Origin of the sequence: uncultured Arcticibacterium sp. (assembly GCF_964021845.1) — a bacterium.
Taxonomy (GTDB): Bacteria; Bacteroidota; Bacteroidia; order Cytophagales; family Spirosomataceae; genus Arcticibacterium.
The window spans coordinates 225,406-240,606 of the sequence record NZ_CAXHZC010000005.1 but is presented as its reverse complement, the minus strand read 5'-3'; the positions used below and the strand labels follow the sequence as shown (position 1 = coordinate 240,606).

Below are 15,201 nucleotides of genomic sequence, written 5' to 3'. Positions count from 1 at the left end.
CAAATTTTATGAGAAATCGCTTACTTTTATTCTGCTGGCTTCCCAGCCGGGGTTTCATTTTTTTTCGAAAAAAAACGAACCAAAAAAAACAGCACCCTGTAAACTCATACACTCAAAATTTCTAAAGAAATTAGGTATTGTTATGATATTAGAAGCCAAAATTTTGACCGTATTCAAACAGTACAGGGAGATATAAGGAATTCATCAAAATTATTTCTTTATTCAAAAGTGACCCTAATTTTACTTCAGTTTATATCTCACGCCTACATAAACTGTTCTACCCACCACTGGTCCCCAAATTTGCCCTGCATCAAAAGTAGCATCATCAGGGTTTCCGGCTGAAATTATCGGGTTGTCTTGCTTATAATTTAATATATTTTCAGCACCTAAATAGTATTCCCACCTCACAAAATTTCTTGTAACCTGACTGTTTAATGTTACAAAACCATCAGAGTATTTATCCAATTCAATATCCGGAATTCTTTGCTTCCCTTTATAGGTTAGTGTGGCGTCAGCCTTCCATTTATTATAAGGTAAAGCGTAGGCCACATTTATCAAGGCCAATGACTTAGGCACAAACATTTTTTCTCGCAAACTCTTCCCATCGGAGCCTCCCAAAAACGTTTGTTTCACACTCAGCCACCTGTAAGCGGCTTTTAGCTCCCATCTGTCATTAGGAATAATATTGACCTCTGCCTGAGCACTGGTGGAGAAAGAACGGTTAGTAGTGTTATAAAATAACAGCTGCCCTACCTCTTCCATATCCATCATTAAATGCTGACTAAATTCTGTATGATACACATCTACCGTAAAAGAATTTCTTCCAAAATCCTTGGTCCAGCTGGTACCATAATTCCAAGAAATTTCTGGGGCAATAGGGTCATCAAAAGTAACTACTCTATTGCTTACCAACTTCCCGAAGTTCTCCGCCAAAGGTGTAGGTGCTCTAAAGCCTTTTCCTACGGACAGCCGCCAAGTGCTGTTATCTCCAAAATCCTGCTTAAAGTGTAGTCTTGGAGTCACTTGTGTTCCAAAAAGGTTATGCTGGTCAACTCTTATACCTGCCACCAAAATGGTTTTCTCTAGCTTATTATACGTGTATTCAAAAAACGCCCCAGGTACTAATTCTTGACGACTTAGCTCCATAGGATTATTAAAATTGGCGTAGCTTTCATCATACTCGTCTGCCAAGAAACTGAAACCCGTTTTATAGGCGTGATTAGTGTTCCCTAAAATGTCTTGATAAATCAAATTACTATAAAAGCTATTTTCTTTTGCTATATAAGGATTAAGCCCAAAAGTAGACTCAGAATCATAAAAAGAGGCATTCATTATCAAACCCAAACCTCTAAAAGGTGCATCTGGGAAGAGCTTGGCCAGTTTGGCAAACATGGTCAACTTTTCACTCTCGTTTTCAAACAAATATGGATTAGCGAAACGGCCATCATTCATTTGCCCACCTTCTCTGTTCTCTTTTAGATAGTTTACACCAAACTGTCCAACAAACTGCTCTCCTTGATATTTCCAACGGTTTAGTAGGTTGAACTGGTCGTACGTTGGCAAATCCTTGAAACCGTCATTATTTCTATCAACTTCATTTTTCAAGAAAGAACCGTGACTTAGTAAGCCAACAGACCATTTTTCGCCTAAACTCTTAGCCAAATTAAGGTTTACCTCTCCTCTGCCTAGTTCATTGGTATATAAATTTAGGTAAACAGGCTCTGCCAAATCTGGCTTTTGCAGCTCCACATTTATAGTTCCCGACATAGACTCATAGCCATTAACTAGAGACGAAGTACCCTTTATAACATCAATAGACTGCACCCAAGTACCAGGAATATAATTTAGCCCAAAAGGTATAGTCAGCCCTCTTACGCCAGGCATGTTTTCAATGTTGGTTTGAATAAACTTACCCGACAGACCCAGCATTTGAAGCTGCCTTGCCCCCGTAATGGCATCCGAAAAACTCACAGAAACGGTGGCATTAGTCTCAAAACTCTCTGAAAGGTTACAGCAGGCAGATTTTTCCAACTCTTTGGTGGTAATAATTTGCGTTTGAATAGGCGATATTCTATCAATAACAGTGCTGCTGCTTTTGACCACCACTTCGTTCAAATCATTATTATCTTGGGTCAAATAAAACGTAAAAGGCCCCTCACCGTCTGCCATCACAGTGTCGGTTTTATAACCTAAATAGCTGATGATTAATTGATGTTGCCCTGTAGTTTTGGGCATGGAGAACTCACCGTTTTCGTCGGTTAAAGTAGCATTGATTGGCTCTGAAAGCCATTTTACCACTGCTCCTACTAAAGGCTGTTGACTGTTTTCTAAAACAGAGCCGTTTATTTGTTGGCCAAAGGCCGAAGTATTACAAACTAATACTGTAAAAAGTAATATATATTTCATGAGATAATTTAATTAAACAATTGATTTACAATCGAATAAGAATTATCTCTATATCAGAAATGACTGGACTTTTATTAATATCTGACGCCCGCTCTCTGGTGGAGCATTGGCCATGAAGTCATAAGAAGGTTGAAGTTGGAACGCCTTTGGAGCTGTAGCGAAACTGAAATAATTAGAAATTTCTTCTAATTTTAATGCTGGCCACACCACCTGCTGAAAAGATGAACTGATTTCTAAGTCAACATTTTTAAAATGAGCGTGTGTTTCACAGCATTCATTTTGCTTAAAGCTTAGCTGGCCATCATTAGCCTCCACCGTATGAGATTCCATAGAGCAGGAATCTTCTTCTGTAAAACTGTTGGTAGTAAGCCCAATAGCATGGCAGGTATGCTCAAACATAGCAAGTCCTGTGGCACTAAAAAGTATATTTAGAGCCATAAAAACCGCCAATGATTTGAGAACCGTTCTCTTCATGCTACAAATTTAACGAAAACTTATTTCATAAAGTTTACATCTAAATCCTTGCCAATTGTAAGATTTGCAAGAAATGGCATCTTATTTGGAAATAAAACGATGAGCAATATCGTTTTTACCGTATTCCGACTTTCCATAATTAATGACTATCAGACTACTTTTTTGCTTTCTTATTTTTAATACCGCTCAGGCTCAATTCTTTAGTCAAACGGACAATACCCTGGAAACGAACAGAAAGAAACCTGTGTCTTTTTCGCACCAGCCGTTTTTACTGCTTAAAGTCACGCCTACGGCAGTTTTAGGTAGAGATAATGTGCTGCAATACGGCGTAGAACTTGCTCCTCCATTTGGAAAATTCAGTTTCGGTTTTGATTACGGAAAAGGAAAAGGCGACTGGTCGTTTAATAAAGACCAAAAAGCAAATCACCCTGAGCAAGAGACCAAAATAATTAGAGGAGAGATAAGAGGTTACTTTTCTGACTGGTACCCTTTTTACGCTTTAGATAAAAAGCCATTTGGCCGATATTATGCTTTAGAATACGTTCAGAAAGACTTAAAATATGCTGCTACGCCAAACTTAGAAAACTATGGCGGTACGCAGGTAGAAGGTATTGGCCCCTTTGATGTCAATTATATAGAGCGTGCCTTGCATGTCAAATTTGGCAACCATTTTATTATTACCAAATGGTTTTTCATTGATGGTTTTGTGGGCATAGGCGTAGGTCAATACAGTTCTGAAACTAATGATTTAGAGGCCGTTCAGGTAAAAAATAGTTTTAGTTTTAAAAGACCTAGCCGAGATTTAGCCTCCAAAGGTTTGTTTTTAAGTAAGACCGCAGGTTTTAGGTTATGCTTACCGATATAGAAAAGAGTACACTATGATTAAGGTTATAAAATATTCGGTTTCCTTGTTATTTCTAATGGGAGTTTTGGCGTCTTGCTGGGCACCCAGATGCCCTATGGATACCTGTAGGTCAAAATACGAACATAGGCATAACGACCAAGTAGCGGGCGTTTTCTCTCCGAGATACGGCCTACCCCACCGTGTGCATTACTTATGGGATAAAGACAAAGGCGAAAATAACCCGGGTACAGATTTTGTCCCTGGTGAAGATGGTAAAAAGAAAAAAGCTAAGAAAAGGTATCCTTGGGAGAGGTGGTAGGGGGCTTTTTACAAAAAACGAAAACTCTTATTAAATCTTAATCAATAGGCTCAAATGAACCAGAGCCTGTCCTGAGTTTATCGAAGGGCCTTACTTCGCTGCATTCGAGCCTAATTGTTGTGGTTAGTGTTTTTCATTTACTTAATTTCAATATCCTAAAAGCTCCTTGAATTACCAAAGCGAATACGATAGTTCCGATTATCAAATCAGGTTTATTGGAACTTAACCAATTCACCATAATTCCTGCGATTATTACACCTAAATTGATAATCACATCATTTGAAGTGAAAATCATGCTTGCTTTCATATGTGCTTCATCTTTACTTTTTGACTTTTGTAAAATGTAAAGACAAATTCCATTTGCAATAAGTGCAAAAATCGAAACGATAATCATTGTTGAAAAATTAGGCAGTTTCTCGTCTCCGATAAATCTTCTTAGAACTTCTACAAATCCGATAATCGCAAGTGTGATTTGAAAGTATCCTGCAAGTTTTGCAATCCGCTTTTTCTTTATCAGCGTTCCTCCAACAGCAAATAGGCTAATTCCATACACAAAGCTGTCCGCAAGCATATCCAAACTATCGGCAACAAGTCCCATAGATTTTGAAAACAGTCCTGTTGTCATTTCGATTATGAAAAAAGCAAAATTGATTACAAGTACAGACCAAAGAAGCTTTTTTTGGTTCTTGTTTTCTTCAAAGTCAGTTTGATCGGTCTGTTCAGTCGATATTTTCTTCCCACCTAAATTAAGTTCGATAATAGACTTTTCGATTTGGTCAATTTCTCCGCTGTGAAAAACCGTCATTTTTCGGTTCTCAATATCAAAGTCCAAATTCGCAATACCCGAAATTCCGTCCAATTTCATTCGAATCAGATTTTCTTCTGAAGGACAGTCCATTTTGGTGATTTCAAATATTGTTTTATTCACTTAGTTTCTTTGTTTTCTTCATTAACCACAACGATCGGATATAATCCATATTAACTATATCCATCTTGTATGATACACTAAGCTAATAGTTTTTTATTCATTTAAACTGCATAGGAAACACTTTAAGCTAAATAAATATCCGTTTGTAAACGTTTCTTAACTGTTAATAATGCTTTTAATCTTCTCAAGATTAGCAATGAGTCATCTTACGAGATGATTTTGAATAGGAATTTCAGCGGTAATAAATTCATTCAATCCGACATCATCAAGATTAGAATAAACCTTTGGTCAATCTTCACTTGCTAGATTAATTCCTAAAAATTTCAAATCTAAAATTATAAATAAGTGGTACATTTGTAGCATATAGACTTGTTAAAGCCTCTTCTCCTTGTGAGAACGTAATCAAGTAGAAGATTAAAGGGATCTCATTTTTGAGACCCCTTTTTTTATACTCTTAGATATCCCTACCTATGAGAAATTCCCACAAATTATAGAACCCAGTCTTTAATAAAACAAGCTCATTTCAGCAGATAAAATTACCAGTCTTGTCTACGCAACAAGCTCAAAGATACTTATGCGAGCCATCACAGCTAGGCATTCTCTTGGAGTGTCCACATACGCAGTCGTTAATGCCTATTCCGTTCATGATTCGTTGGGTGTAATTTTCAATTCTTGAGGTGCGGGTGGCCTGCCACTTATATTAAAGGCGAAAGTAACCCAGACACGGATTTTGTACCGGGAGCTGACGGCGGCAAAAAGGTAAAGAAAAGGTACCCTTGGGAGAGGTGGTAGTTTTTTCGAATGTTTTAGTAACGTTTGGTATAACGTTTTGTCTAAACTCCGTTTTAAAGCAGTTTAGGTTTTGTTAACCACTTTAGTCTATAATTTTTATCAAATCTAAATCCTGAAAGTCGAAACTAAAATCTATCGCTGGAGAAATCCCCTTCATTGAAGCAGATGTTCCGTTCCCATTTTCATCTAATTGGAAGGATATAAATGCATCACAGTCCATGTCTTGGTACTCCCAAGCGATGGCAAATGTATTCGCCTTGTAAAATTTCATTTTACCTTCTAACTTTGGTGACCTCAGAGATTTGAACCACAAAACGCCGTCTTTTTCGTAAACGACAACCTCGCCAAACCAATTGTCTTTATAACGGCCTATATAGTTATTGAAATCAAGTTTCGTTTTCTTCGATTTCTCAACTTGTTCCCAAACCGCGTTAACCACAGAATCTGCTTCGGAAGCGGAATGTGCTAAACGCTTTTCCGCCCAGACTAACCAATCAAATTCTTCAGCCCCGATAATTTCGTCTTTTATCTCATTCGTAAGTGTGACTAGACTTAAACCTCCTGGAGCAGAATTGGTAAGTACGATAATTCCAGCATTCAATTCAGGAATCATTGTCACCATTGATAACATACCAGGTAATCCTCCTGAGTGATTAATAACGCTATATCCTCCTTGATCTTGAAGTAAAAAACCAAGTCCATAACCTAGGTAATGACTTTTATAAACTCCCCATCCGTATGGATCGGAATTGATATTTGTATGAACCTTCCACAGTTCTTTATGATTGCTTTTTGAAATTAAAGTATCGTTTAAGCTGTCTCCATACAAGCCATTATTTAGATGCATCTGAACCCATTTACTCATGTCAGTAATATTAGAATAAATGCCGCCTGCTGCACCAAAACCACCATCAATGTTGGAGTATGCTCCAATTTCTACAATCTCGTTGTTTTCGGTTTTGTGCGGAAAAGCTACATTCAGATTATCGGAAATATTTTGATAAAGCCCGACAGAACTGTTCATTCCTAATTTTGCCATTATTTCGTCCTGTACGAAGTTGTCCCAACTCTTACCACTAGCTCTATTTACCACTTCACCGGCTACCATGTAAAGTAGATTGTCGTAATCGTATTTAGTTCTAAAATCAGAAACAGGAGTTTGATATTGAAAGCTAGCGATTATGTCATCTATTGTAAAATCCGCTCCATCAGGAAAGAACATTAGATCTCCTGCACCTAAGCCGAGTCCGCTTCTATGCGTTAGGAGATCCAGAATCGTGAAGTTGGCAGTTACGTACGAATCATACATTCTAAACTCTGGAATGTGGTCAATCACTTTGTCCTCCCAATTTATTCTACCTTGATCAACTAGAATACCCAAGGCAGTCGCTGTAAATGCTTTACTGTTAGAAGCAATGGCAAACAACGTATTTTCATCCACTGAAGTTTCTGAGTTTTTTGAGGCGATTCCGTATCCTTTTAAATGCGTGATTTTACCATCTTGAACAACTCCTATTGCGACACCTGCTTGAGGGAATTTATTCATAGATACGTTAACTATCGAATCAATAAATTCGGAAGACACTTTGCTCTGAGAAAAACTTGCAAATGGTGTTATTAGAAGAAATAAAATTATTTTGTTCATAATATTTCGGTTGTTCATTGTGGTTAACGGTTAGTATATGAAAAGTAGGCGATTTCGAAACACGAAACTTACGGTTAAGCACAAAGTTAGATACGAGCCAAAAGCCTCGGATTTAGCACTATATCGCCTATTTTTATAAACATTATTGAATTCAATCCAAGGTAGCTAAAGCCTTTATAATAAGAGAGCCTTAACTTAATTACTCACCAAATATTTATAGTAATGAGTGAAAATAAGGGAAATTATGAATGGTTGAATAGCAAATGAATGGGTACCAATAGCCCGCGTGAAACCAAAAAAAACATTAAAAATAGAAGCAACATTAGGCCCTTCATAAGCCATATATCACAAGAAGTTTTATTGAATCCCTCCCAATAACTATCGAGATCTATAATTAGAGGCTTGAGCCCAACATAGGCTCAAATGAACCGAAGCCTTGCGTTGCTGTATTCGAGCCTTAATATTATAACGTTATTAATTTCTAACCCAGTTTAACGTTTTGGTTTAATAATTCTACTTGAAAATTTATTTTTGCATTTAATGCTTTAAAAACTTTCAAGATAGTATCAAATCTTGCGTCAGTTAAATGGTTTTCAATTTTTGAGATTTGTGCTTTTTGAACACCAACTAACTTCCCTAATTGTTCTTGTGTTAGATTTCTTTCTTTTCGAGCCGTTTTAATTGCCTCACCAATTAAATCCATTCGAAGTTCATATTCATATTGCTCTCTTTTTTCAGAACCTCTTTCACCAAGATACTTGTCTTTTACTTCATCAAAGCTGTAAGTCTTCATAACCTATTTAGTTTTAAAATATTGATTCATAATTTGTATAGCTTTTTCAATTTCTTTCTTGGGTGTCTTTTGCGTTTTTTTAATAATTCCGTGAGTTGCTATCACAATTGTTGCTTGTTTATTACTCTTATCCCAAAAAGCAAAAAGTCGATATTGTTTTTTATTGAAAAGTGTTCTGAATTCCCAAATCTCAGAAGTTAGTTTTTTTAACAACGTATTATCATCTTTAATTTTGGACTTGTCAATATTGAAAAGAATTTTATCTCTTGCTTTCTCGTCAAGTGAGTCAAGGAATTTAAAAACCTCTTCAGAAAATTCGACTTTAAATTTATCTGCCATTCAAATCGTTTTAGTAAAGATAAAAGTTTCCTTTTTAAGAAACTACACTGTACGTGCTTTTTTAATGTGTTACAAGGATAAGATATAATATACCTTAACTATATCCCTCATGCCTGATACACTAATTTAATAGTTTTACTGGTTTAAGCTCCTTAGAAAGCACTGTTAGCTAAATAATTATCCGTTTGTGAAAGTTTCATAACCATTAATGATACTCCTATCTCCCTATGGAGTGCAATTAATCACTTCGCATTATATAATTCTGCATTCACTATGTGTACCAAAATCACGAAAAATGGTACATATGCTGACAAAGTGCGACTTTTTGTCCCACATTAAGTACTTCAATTAAAGATACTTATGCGAGCCATCACAAGTAGGCATTCTTTTAGAATGGCCACATACGCAGTCGTTAATGCCTATTCCGTTCATGATTCTGTCGGTATATTTTTCTATTCTGGAGGTGCGTGTAGCTGATTGTTTGGCACCTGTGAAGTGTAAATTATAGGCTCGTTGGCGACCAGGAGTTAAGGCTTCGAATGCCTCTTTAAAAGCTTTGTCTTCCTCAAATTTATTTAATAGCTCTTCTGGAAATTCTAGCTTCTTGCTTTTGGCTTTTTCTATTTTTATTCCTGCTTTTTCTACTTCTATGGCTTCAAATACATAGGCTTTAAGCGTAGGTTCTAAATCAACTATCTGCTGTAAACTGGTAAAACGAGCCATCTTCACCGACTGAGAGTTTTCCCCTGGTAATTCTAGTATTCCTTTCTCGTCGTTTAACAAAACCCCTTTGAAAAAACTTAGAGTGCAAGACTCTTTAAAGTTACCAAACAAGACTATGTTGGCTCCGCCATACGTGTAACATGGTACTCGCCATTTGTATTCTTCTGTTAAGCCACATTCTAGTAGTAGGGCTCTTAGCTTTTCTAGCTCTGCTTGCCAGTTTTTTATTCTGCCTAGATAGTCGTCAACTTTTGGATTCATTTTAAAGGGTTTTTCTTGTGATAAAAATAAGTATCAAAAAGTCAATAATAGTTATTTGGTACAAGGAAATATTTTCAGCAAATCTCAAGAATTCTTCGCTTCTATTTCTTCACTGGCCTTCCGGCCGGGATTTCATTTTTTTATTGTAAAAAAACGAACCAAAAAAAGCAACACCCTGTAAACTCACACAGTCAAAATTCATTTAAAAAGCCAAGTGTAATTATAATTTTAGAAATTGAATTTAGACCGTATTCAAACAGCACAGGGCGATATAATGAATTTCTTGATTTTATACTTCTAATGCATTAGTAAATCAATACTTTATTGTGATAAAAGTTTAGAGCAAAAAATATGAAATCAGAATTCGGTTAAACCATAAATACTGGATTCTTATTGAATGCTTTCCAATCTTTTATTAATGCCTTTTTTAGAGCATCCGTGGCTGCGGTATTCTTCCCTTTCCCCTCTAACTTTAAAATGTAATCAATTAGATTATAGCAGGTTGTGAATTGACCGCAGGCTATTAGGCTATCCATTCTGTCATTTTTCACATCGTTCTCATCCCACCAAAGTGAAGTCGGGGCTTCGGATGCTATCAAGGCCACTCTTTTTAGTTGTTTAGATGGCATCGGTTTTATTTTTGCATCAGCGTCATCTTTCTTATAAAGCGTTTCTTGCCCGTTTAACTCATAGACCGTTGAGCTAATAACTTTGTTTCGTAAGGCTTCTTTGGCATAAACTAAATCATAGTTTAGTCGCCTAATTTGTTTCAGAAAAATATCACTGACCATCTTGACAGTTGAAGTCATACGCTCGGTGAGCAAAACCTTTATAGTGCCCACATCTAGCCCATCTAAAGAAACCACATCATCTAAAAGCACCTCTGGTACTACTTTCCTGAAAATAAGTTTGAGACGGTCTATCACAGTACTTTTCACCACCGCTAAGCCTACACCTAGTACTGTCAAAGTCAGTCCAATACCTGTCAAAATTCCACCTACCAGATAAAGCGACACCCAAGATTCGCCCTTGAATACTTGTAAGGAGTTTAGTATTAGTAAAAGAATCCCAACTACTAGCGTTACCCAATAAGTCCAGTTTAAGCCGAAATGGCCAAGAATCTTTAGCACTGTATCTTTCAGTGACTTTTTAGAACCCGCTTTTGTAGTATCTGGCTGCCAAGGTTCCATTTTATAACTTCCTACATCATTAATGATGATTAAATCTAGCTTTTTAGCTTTGTCAATATTCACCATACTTCCAATCCCCTGATTATCAACAATGCCGCCGTCCATAACGCCTACGCCATCTGTAAATTGTTCTAGCCTCTTAAGTGCTTTGTATTCGGGCTTGGTCTGCTCTGCAATATAATCGTCAGGAAAAAGTAGGGGTTCAAAACCCATAGGAAAACAAGAGGAAGATGCCACTACATCGGCTATTTGCACTTGACCTTTTATGGCGTTAAGTTCTGCACAATACAGCGGTTTGTTTCCAAACCTACCCGTGTTTTGAAACCTAAAAGCCAAACCGAAAGAGAAGTCAGTAGCATTAAAACAAAAGGCACTTGGGCCTTGGCTGTTTGGTTTTTCAAAAATATCTAGCCCTCCTTTAAAAAAATCAAAGTCGGCATAAGTGAGAGCGAAGGCATTGATAAGTGAACGCTTTTTATGAGGGTGTGCTTTCCATAGGCTTTCATCTTCTAGTTTATCCACGGCTGTTTCTAGAAGCCTATCATCCTTTGGCGTGAAGGCATTATAAAATTTCTTGTAAAATGAAACGAAAGTAAAGTTTGGGTCTTGTACTTCTTTGGTATAAGCAGCTGCCAATAGTGTACCTCCACTGACGGAACTTAAAGCCTCCACCCTATTCAGTAATGATTTGCCGTCAAAGTCAATTTTGTCTAAATAGGCTATTACACCCAACGCAAAAAATGTGGCTCGGTAACCTCCTCCGCTAAAACAGAGTCCGATAGTTTCAAATGGTTTTAAATCTTCTTCCATGGCGATTTAATTTTTAATATTTCGTTATAGTTTTCATTTAAACAAATTACGAATAAATTAGACTTCAACAAGTCAACCAAATGCCTTTTATCAGCCTGAATACCTTTTCCGGCTTCTCAAAAAATACCCCTTCCTTTAACTTGGCTCGCCTTCCGGCGGGGACATCATTTTTTTTCGAAAAAAAACGACGCAAAAAAAACAGCACCCTGTAAACTCACACAGTCAAAATTCATTTAAAAAGCCAAGTGTAATTATAGTTTTAGAAATTGAATTTAGACCGTATTCAAACAGTACAGGGCGATATATGGAATACATTCTATTAATACGTCATATGCTGATGATTAAAGTTTTCATGCTTACAAATTACATAAAATACTAAAATAAAGCGAGTTAAATCGGTCACTTCGCATATTGTCCCACAATATCAAATTCAATGAACCGTTTGTCATGATTTTGGCTTTTAAGGCCAAAATATCGCCAAACAAACATGTTATTTAAGGTAGAGTCGCTATTGACATTTTGCTCCGCTTGAGCTTGAATGAGCTATTTTATAAACTCTGCTGATTTTATTTTTTTTCAAATGCCCTATTTCTTATAACTATACGCCAAGCCCATGGCTACACTGTTAAAGTTATCGCCGGATTTGATTTTGGAGGCTCCGAAACGTGCAGTAAATAGGTTTCTCAGTCCTCTCACCATAGAGGTTCCACCGGTCATAAAAATGGAATCTATGTCTTCATAACTTGCATTGTTTTTTGCCAAGAATTCATCTAGGTAGTTGCCTATTTTTTGAAGTTCTTCTTCTATAATTTCTTCTTCAAATTCTTTGGCAGAAACTGGCTCTTTAAAGTCTATTTCTTCGTTTGAAAATGCAAAGTCCGTTGTATCGTTTTTGGTAAGTTCTATTTTGGCTTTTTCTACATGTTGGAAGAGTTCATAGCCTAAGTTCTTTTCTATAAGCGTGAGTAGATTTTTAACCTTTGGGTTATCACCCGACCTAAAATAAGATTTACGAATAGCTTCACGCATCTTATTGGTATTCAGGAAATTCATCTTTGCCCAGGTGGTAATATTGACAAAGTATGAAAGTGGCAGCGGCACCCATTTTTCGAAGAATTTCTCCTTTACTCCTCTTCCGAAATGCGGCGTTCCTTTATGCCACATGAGTTTGGAGTCAAAATTATCTCCACCTATATAAATACCCCCCTGTACTATATTATCATGCGTTTTGTTTGCTCCTAGTTCCATGAGTGTAAAATCAGAAGTACCACCGCCAAAATCCGCCACCAAAACTAGCTCTTTTTTCTTTAAAGTTCGTTCATAAGTATATGCGGCCGCTATGGGTTCCATTTGATAAGACACCGTTTCAAAACCAGAAAGTTTTACAGCGTTTTCTAAACGCTTTTGAGCGATAGCTTCTTTCTCTGCATTTTCACTAAACACTACGGGTCTCCCTATTACGGCGGTTTTGACCTCTTCTCCTAAGAAATCGTCGGCTTGCTTCTTTAAAGCTTTCATGACCAATGCCACTAAATCTTCCGATTTGAAAACCTTGTTTGAAATCACCGTATGCGTGAAGCTTTTTATTGGTAGCACCGACTTTATTGACTTCATCAGTCTACCATTTGATTTGCTTTTTACATAGTTATCAATGGCTTCTTGGCCCGTAGAAAAGGCAAAACCGTGTTCTAAATCAGGAAAAAACAAAACGGATGGCATGGTAAAAACCTTCACCACTTCATTCTTTTCTAAATCTAGAATGGCCAAGGCGGAATTAGTAGTTCCAAAATCAACACCGTAAATAAAGTTGGACATGAGCGTAAATGAAAAATGGGCTGCAAAATTAGCCTTTCAGATTTTAAACTCGCCTATACCTTTTGAAATATTCATAAAAAGCTTTCCATTCATAAATCAGTAGCTATGGTTTATAGATGAAAATATGCTAGAATATATTTGTGATTAATGTTTGAACCGTTTTCTACCGATATCTAGCCCCTAAAGAGGCTTATCTAAGCTTAATTTACCTCTAATTTCCTGAATAAAGCGTCACCACGCCTTTGGCTGGTACCACAAAAATTTCTTGTTTTGATATAGGGCTTAATTCTTCCGCATTACTCTCAGAACCCGTCCTAATTAACCTATAATCATCTGCTCCGCCAGACAGCTTTACTGCTTTCCCTGTTTCAGAAATATTTATCATAACTACCGTAGACGCACCTTCATTTTCGAAGGCAAGCGTTAAAATATCATCTGTACTGCTAGCTTCCACTCTTAAAGCTCCTGGCCTAATGTATTTGTAAAACTGCTTACTAACATAATATCTTTTTGATTTTTCACCCACCGAATTCATCAAGCTGTAGGCATCAAGACTCTCTGTACTTAAAGTCCAAAATACCCAAGCAGAAACCTGCCCATATTTTAAGGCCGTGTACATGGCTATTGCTAATTTATTGGAACCTTCCAAGCTGTTTTCATAGCCTGAGGTCTCTGTCATCCAGTGTTGTTTGCCATATTCCGCACCCCAGCCGTACATTGTCTCCCAGGTGGTGGCATCAACACTGCCGGCGGTGATTCCGTCAAAAGCGTAACCATGTGTGGCTATTATATCCACGTATTCTCTAGTTTCTGGGTCATTCAAAATAGGCAGTGTCATAGATTTTACTCCGTCAAAATAACCCACATCTTCAGGTGCAAATAGTTTGGTGCTTAAACCTTCGTTTTTTAATCTTCTACCCACCACTTTTAACAACTCATTCAGAGCCTCTCCATCATAAATACAAGACTGATAAAACTGAGAAAAACGAGGCTCGTTTTGCACACTAAGTGCATATAAGTCAATGCCTATTTCTCTTTTAAAAATTCGGCAATACGCTACCATAGACTCCGCAAACTCCTCATAATTCTCCTCTTTGAGCTGATTTGCTGTTTCGTCTGGCGTTTTAGAAAATGGGGGGGCTGAATTACTTTCAGTGCCGTTGTCTATATCATTATTCCACTTCATCCATGGAGCAGGCGACCAAACCGAAGCAATAAATTTCTCCACTCCTGCTTCTCTTAGAGCTTTTAAGTGAGGAATTCTGGCTGCAAATGGCTTATGATGCCCGTCAATTTCTTTATCAATATTGAATTGTGACAAGTCGGTATCATAGGGGTCGTCATTATCGTTTTCTATTTCAAAGTTAGTAGGCACATCATCTCTAATAATGGTTAAGCCTAGGTCTTCTACCAAATCTTTAATGAATCTATCTGAGTTAAAGGGCCCTGCTCTCCAATATTCCGTTTGCCCTCCAAAACCACCAAAGCCCTCTATCTTTTGAAAAGTAGTAGATGGATTTACCGTAATGAGCTCAAAATTGGTATTTATGCTTACCTGAACAGCCACAGGGTTAGAATTACCGTCTGTTACAGACACCGACACGGTATAGTCTTGCCCTTCTTCAAAAGTGACCGTCTCCCTATCTGAGCCTGTCTTGGTGATGCCATTGCCAAAATCCCAATTATAAGTAAGTGGGTCAAACTCTTGGTCAAGAGCATCTGCCACAAACTCAAAAGTAAATGGACTGGTACTAATTAGTTTTGACTCTAATTTTACTATTGGAGCTAAGTTTGGTTTAGTCTCCTCTTTTGAGCTGCAGCTCAAAAAAAGTAACATAAAAAGCAAAATGTTATATTTCATA

12 protein-coding genes are annotated in these 15,201 nt (G+C 37.2%); 2 read left to right on the top strand and 10 right to left on the bottom strand.

What is annotated here, in order from left to right:
- Positions 1 to 240 precede the first annotated feature (240 nt).
- A complete protein-coding gene (locus tag AADJ06_RS15495; protein ID WP_341227390.1) occupies positions 241 to 2,406 on the bottom strand; it encodes a TonB-dependent receptor in 2,166 nt (721 codons plus the stop codon).
- Between the two features lie 48 nt (positions 2,407 to 2,454).
- Entirely contained in the window at positions 2,455 to 2,880 is a 426-nt protein-coding gene (locus AADJ06_RS15490) for a hypothetical protein (protein WP_341227389.1), read from the bottom strand.
- A gap of 142 nt (positions 2,881 to 3,022) precedes the next feature.
- Here AADJ06_RS15490 and AADJ06_RS15485 point away from each other — a divergent pair, with 142 nt between their 5' ends.
- Positions 3,023 to 3,745, top strand: coding sequence for a hypothetical protein (locus AADJ06_RS15485; RefSeq protein WP_341227388.1), 723 nt, complete (start codon positions 3,023 to 3,025; stop codon positions 3,743 to 3,745).
- Between the two features lie 13 nt (positions 3,746 to 3,758).
- Positions 3,759 to 4,043: a hypothetical protein gene (locus AADJ06_RS15480; protein ID WP_341227387.1), complete on the top strand. Its 285-nt coding sequence runs from the start codon at positions 3,759 to 3,761 to the stop codon at positions 4,041 to 4,043.
- 133 nt (positions 4,044 to 4,176) lie between these two features.
- Here the strand turns inward: AADJ06_RS15480 and AADJ06_RS15475 are convergent, their stop codons facing one another.
- The 8 genes from AADJ06_RS15475 to AADJ06_RS15440 all read right to left on the bottom strand — a co-directional run bounded on the left by AADJ06_RS15475 (position 4,177) and on the right by AADJ06_RS15440 (position 15,200).
- On the bottom strand, positions 4,177 to 4,971 hold the full coding sequence (locus AADJ06_RS15475; RefSeq protein WP_341227386.1) for a cation transporter: 795 nt from the start codon (positions 4,969 to 4,971) through the stop codon (positions 4,177 to 4,179).
- A gap of 874 nt (positions 4,972 to 5,845) precedes the next feature.
- Positions 5,846 to 7,408: a serine hydrolase gene (locus AADJ06_RS15470; RefSeq protein WP_341227385.1), complete on the bottom strand. Its 1,563-nt coding sequence runs from the start codon at positions 7,406 to 7,408 to the stop codon at positions 5,846 to 5,848.
- Positions 7,409 to 7,889: 481 nt separating this feature from the next.
- A complete protein-coding gene (locus AADJ06_RS15465; protein ID WP_341227384.1) occupies positions 7,890 to 8,201 on the bottom strand; it encodes a helix-turn-helix transcriptional regulator in 312 nt (103 codons plus the stop codon).
- A 3-nt stretch (positions 8,202 to 8,204) separates the two neighbouring features.
- The gene (locus tag AADJ06_RS15460; RefSeq protein ID WP_341227383.1) at positions 8,205 to 8,540 is read right to left on the bottom strand and encodes a type II toxin-antitoxin system RelE/ParE family toxin; all 336 of its coding nucleotides are present in this window, start codon (positions 8,538 to 8,540) and stop codon (positions 8,205 to 8,207) included.
- Between the two features lie 348 nt (positions 8,541 to 8,888).
- Complete coding sequence (locus tag AADJ06_RS15455) at positions 8,889 to 9,524, bottom strand: YdeI/OmpD-associated family protein (RefSeq protein ID WP_341227382.1); 636 nt, start codon at positions 9,522 to 9,524, stop codon at positions 8,889 to 8,891.
- A 368-nt stretch (positions 9,525 to 9,892) separates the two neighbouring features.
- A complete protein-coding gene (locus tag AADJ06_RS15450; protein WP_341227381.1) occupies positions 9,893 to 11,524 on the bottom strand; it encodes a patatin-like phospholipase family protein in 1,632 nt (543 codons plus the stop codon).
- 585 nt (positions 11,525 to 12,109) lie between these two features.
- Entirely contained in the window at positions 12,110 to 13,339 is a 1,230-nt protein-coding gene (locus tag AADJ06_RS15445) for an Hsp70 family protein (RefSeq protein ID WP_341227380.1), read from the bottom strand.
- A gap of 211 nt (positions 13,340 to 13,550) precedes the next feature.
- Positions 13,551 to 15,200 (bottom strand): PKD domain-containing protein, encoded by a 1,650-nt coding sequence (locus AADJ06_RS15440; RefSeq protein ID WP_341227379.1) that lies wholly within the window; start codon positions 15,198 to 15,200, stop codon positions 13,551 to 13,553.
- Between the last annotated feature and the right edge of the window lies 1 nt (position 15,201).